The organism is Chamaesiphon sp. OTE_8_metabat_110, from assembly GCF_031382685.1.
Taxonomy (GTDB): domain Bacteria; phylum Cyanobacteriota; class Cyanobacteriia; order Cyanobacteriales; family Chamaesiphonaceae; genus Chamaesiphon.
In genome coordinates this window covers 1-3,322 of the sequence record NZ_JANMZA010000090.1, presented here as the reverse complement: position 1 = coordinate 3,322, position 3,322 = coordinate 1, and the positions used below count along the sequence as shown (strand labels likewise).

Here is a 3,322-nt window from a genome sequence, read left to right as displayed (position 1 = left end):
GGGCCTAGATATGGTTCTTGATTAGCAGCAGTTGAAGTGGTGAAACTGTCCATACGCCAATGATTATCTGTGTGGTTCATAGTGATGTAGTGCGGGTCGCGATCGGTAGATAATTTAGTGTAGAGTCAGGTTCAAATAGCTTCGGGGCACCGAGCAGCCACTTTTGGGTGTCGTCTCAGATGTCGATACTGAAGTTGATGTCGATCTATAGCTTTTACCAGGATTTCACTTTAATTTATGTATCTTCAGTTACTTTCTTTCGCTAGCTCAGACTGTCGATCGGCTGGAATCCACTCGATGTCTCAACCATAGACGATTCGATCGGGAGATGTCACAAATTTTGGAGTCTGACAACCTGCGATCGGAGTAGATTTAGACCATCTCTATTTTATCAATGATTATCGATCGCAGGAAACCTAGTAAGCTAGGTCGATCGAGCGAGTCTGGATATTCTGAGAATCTATATTCTACAAGCAATTTCTCAAATTTTGCTAGAGCTACAGATCGATCGACTCACTAGCAGATTGAGGTATCCTCAACGCCGATATTTTTATACGGGTCGGCGATCGATAGTTGCAAATCGAAACTACACTAATGTCAAAATAGGAGTTAGATCGCTATACTCTGACAGCAACTTTAAGATAGTGCAGTTAAACTTACGAAACCATCGACCTGAAAATAGATCGATAGATGATAGCCATCCATCAAAGCTGTACCGACTAATGGTTTAACTCCCGCAGCTAAAACAGGGACTATAATTTCTATTTCGTCCCAGACGATCGCGGCTGAGTGAATCGATAACATTGTTTCCGTACCGTCGGCTAATCTGACCGAAGTATTAGAGTACTGTGGTAGATTCATCGCGCTAATCGCTTGGGGCGGCAGGGTTAGGTAGTCATTGAAGCCTGTGTCAACTACAAATTCTATTTGAAAATCCGGTTGATTAGATAGTCGAAAAGTAATTGGTATTGAAGCCCTGCCGTCCTTAACTCTACCCTGCATCATTGCTTACTCGATCGCTTTTACCACCAAAAGATACAGCGACATCATAACCAATCCGAATCGTAAACAACCGAGCATTGGGATTTTTGGCTTTGAGGGCGATAGCTGAGTGGATACCCGATCGATCGACTGCATATTCGCCAGTCTCAGCATCGATTACTACCATTTTACCAATATTATCTTCATGCTCGACTATCGATCGAATCTTGTCTGCATATAGCTTTTTCGCTCTGGTCGCAACTTCTTCCACAGTCCAGAAAATAGCCTGCTGCATATTCTTACCGAGTTAGTTAAATACTGAGTTTATTTTAGTCGATTTGTTCTCTGTTGAGTCTTCTTCTCAGTGGCTGCCGATCGAGAATTTAAGCTATTCCGTACCATGTCAAATATCGAGAGAGCTTTCGATGTAAAGTCCTAAAATCTATCTAAAAAGCCCTATCATCAGTTACTCCATTGCAAAGCGCGCGACTAAGGCGGTCGATATTGCAACCAAAAACCACTGCGACATCATAACCAATCCGAATGGTAGACAACCGTGCATTAAGATTTTTGGCCTCTGGGACTATGGCTGGATGGATACCCGCTCGATCTTGTCACTTATTTTTTTGCTTAATTTTCAACTTTATTTCATCATCTGAGCCGTATGAGATATCTGTATACTGTTCATCTACAATTAAATCGAATATGTTGTCTGCTCCTCTCCGAATGCTCTCCGTCAGCACACCAATTCCTACGTCTAATTGAGGTTTTACTTGGTCAAATTTTGTTACTACTCCAGAGAGTGAAGTACTGTAAGAAAATTCTCTTACTGAAATCTCATTGTTTCTATTAAATAATGTCACATATTGAGATGACCTAAATTCATGCACAAATGAGCATCGATAGAATTTATAGATAAGCGCAGCATATGTGAATAATGAAATTGCTGCGTCTGGATTTTTGATGGTTAAGGTGTCAGAGATTGGATGTTGTGCATGACAGTCTTCGTATATCTTTTTCAGCTCTGAAACAGTAGGATCTGCGTAAACTCTATGGGATTGGCGTTCGCGTTTATTGTCCAACCATCTTGCTTTAACTTCGTTTGCAAATGGCTCTTCAATCCCCTGCTTTTTTAAAAAGAAAACCAAAAAAGGTGTACAGATACGTTCCATCTGACTTTGGGTATCTAAGTAAATCAGAAAGGCAGTAAACCTATTTACCTGAGCATTGACGCTGACTAATTGATTCCCAAATTGATGCTAAACCATCTATGGCAGCACAACTAATAGCATAGGCATCAACGTAAGAATTTGCAAAGGGATTAAAATCTACGGGCGACATTTCTATCCCATGCCCATTAGCAGTGATTGCTCCATTAATTAATTGTTCACAAAGCAATGCTCTGTAGTAATAAAACTTTTTAACACGCTCTGCAAAATCTTGCACATCATTCATCATTAGTCTCAGAATATATTCATTGTAATTGATTCTGTTTCTGCATCCATAGATCGATTATAACTGACTGATACTGAAATCTATTAAAAATCCCCCGCCACCAAGTGACGAGGGATTCTATTTAACTAGTGATAACTTCAGGACTAACTATCCGAACTTACCAGCAGTAGAGGCAATTAAGAAGGCAGCGTAGGTGAGGATATAGCCGACTGTGAAGTGAGCTAGACCGACAACCCGACCTTGAACGATCGACATTGCAACGGGCTTGTCTTTCCAACGAACTAGGTTCGCAAGTGGAGTCCGCTCGTGTGCCCAGACAACAGTTTCGATCAACTCCTGCCAGTAACCACGCCAGCTAATTAAGAACATAAAGCCAGTTGCCCAGACGAGGTGTCCGAAGAGGAACATCCATGCCCATACAGACAAGTTGTTCATCCCGTAAGGGTTGTAGCCGTTAATTAACTGTGAGGAGTTCTGCCAGAGGTAATCGCGCAACCAACCCATTAAATAAGTCGAGGACTCATTGAATTGAGCGACGTTACCTTGCCAAATACCGAGATGTTTCCAGTGCCAGTAGAATGTTACCCAACCGAGGGTATTTAACATCCAGAACATCGCGAGGTAGAACGAATCCCAACCGGAGATGTCACAAGTACCACCACGACCGGGGCCATCACAAGGGAAGGCGTAGCCGAAGTCTTTCTTGTCGGGCATTAATTTGGAACCACGGGCATCTAACGCACCTTTGACAAGAATCAAGGTGGTGGTGTGAAGTCCGAGTGCGATCGCATGGTGAATTAAGAAGTCACCAGGGCCGATGGTTAAGAACAAGGAATTGGTACCGGAATTAATTGCATCTAACCATCCGGGCAGGTAAACTGCGCTG

Annotated in this window: 4 protein-coding genes and 1 pseudogene; all 5 read right to left on the bottom strand. The window is 42.5% G+C overall.

All coding sequences use genetic code 11. The annotated features are described in order from the left end of the window. Positions 1–636: 636 nt before the first annotated feature. Positions 637–1,005 (bottom strand): clan AA aspartic protease, encoded by a 369-nt coding sequence (locus tag RMO52_RS03340; protein WP_310410811.1) that lies wholly within the window; start codon positions 1,003–1,005, stop codon positions 637–639. After that, positions 992–1,276 (bottom strand): hypothetical protein, encoded by a 285-nt coding sequence (locus RMO52_RS03335; RefSeq protein ID WP_310410810.1) that lies wholly within the window; start codon positions 1,274–1,276, stop codon positions 992–994. Before RMO52_RS03335 ends, RMO52_RS03340 begins: the two co-directional genes overlap by 14 nt. A gap of 319 nt (positions 1,277–1,595) precedes the next feature. Beyond that, positions 1,596–2,153: a hypothetical protein gene (locus RMO52_RS03330; RefSeq protein WP_310410808.1), complete on the bottom strand. Its 558-nt coding sequence runs from the start codon at positions 2,151–2,153 to the stop codon at positions 1,596–1,598. Positions 2,154–2,193: 40 nt separating this feature from the next. Further along, positions 2,194–2,436: a hypothetical protein gene (locus RMO52_RS03325; RefSeq protein ID WP_310410807.1), complete on the bottom strand. Its 243-nt coding sequence runs from the start codon at positions 2,434–2,436 to the stop codon at positions 2,194–2,196. A gap of 147 nt (positions 2,437–2,583) precedes the next feature. Then, a pseudogene (gene psaB, locus RMO52_RS03320) lies at positions 2,584–3,322 on the bottom strand (photosystem I chlorophyll a apoprotein A2); the annotation flags it as partial.

Coding starts and splice junctions, on each gene's coding strand:
- RMO52_RS03330 (WP_310410808.1), bottom strand. CDS start 2,153: ATGGAACGTATCTGTACACCTTTTTTGGTTTTCTTTTTAAAAAAGCAG.
- RMO52_RS03340 (WP_310410811.1), bottom strand. CDS start 1,005: ATGATGCAGGGTAGAGTTAAGGACGGCAGGGCTTCAATACCAATTACT.
- RMO52_RS03325 (WP_310410807.1), bottom strand. CDS start 2,436: ATGAATGATGTGCAAGATTTTGCAGAGCGTGTTAAAAAGTTTTATTAC.
- RMO52_RS03335 (WP_310410810.1), bottom strand. CDS start 1,276: ATGCAGCAGGCTATTTTCTGGACTGTGGAAGAAGTTGCGACCAGAGCG.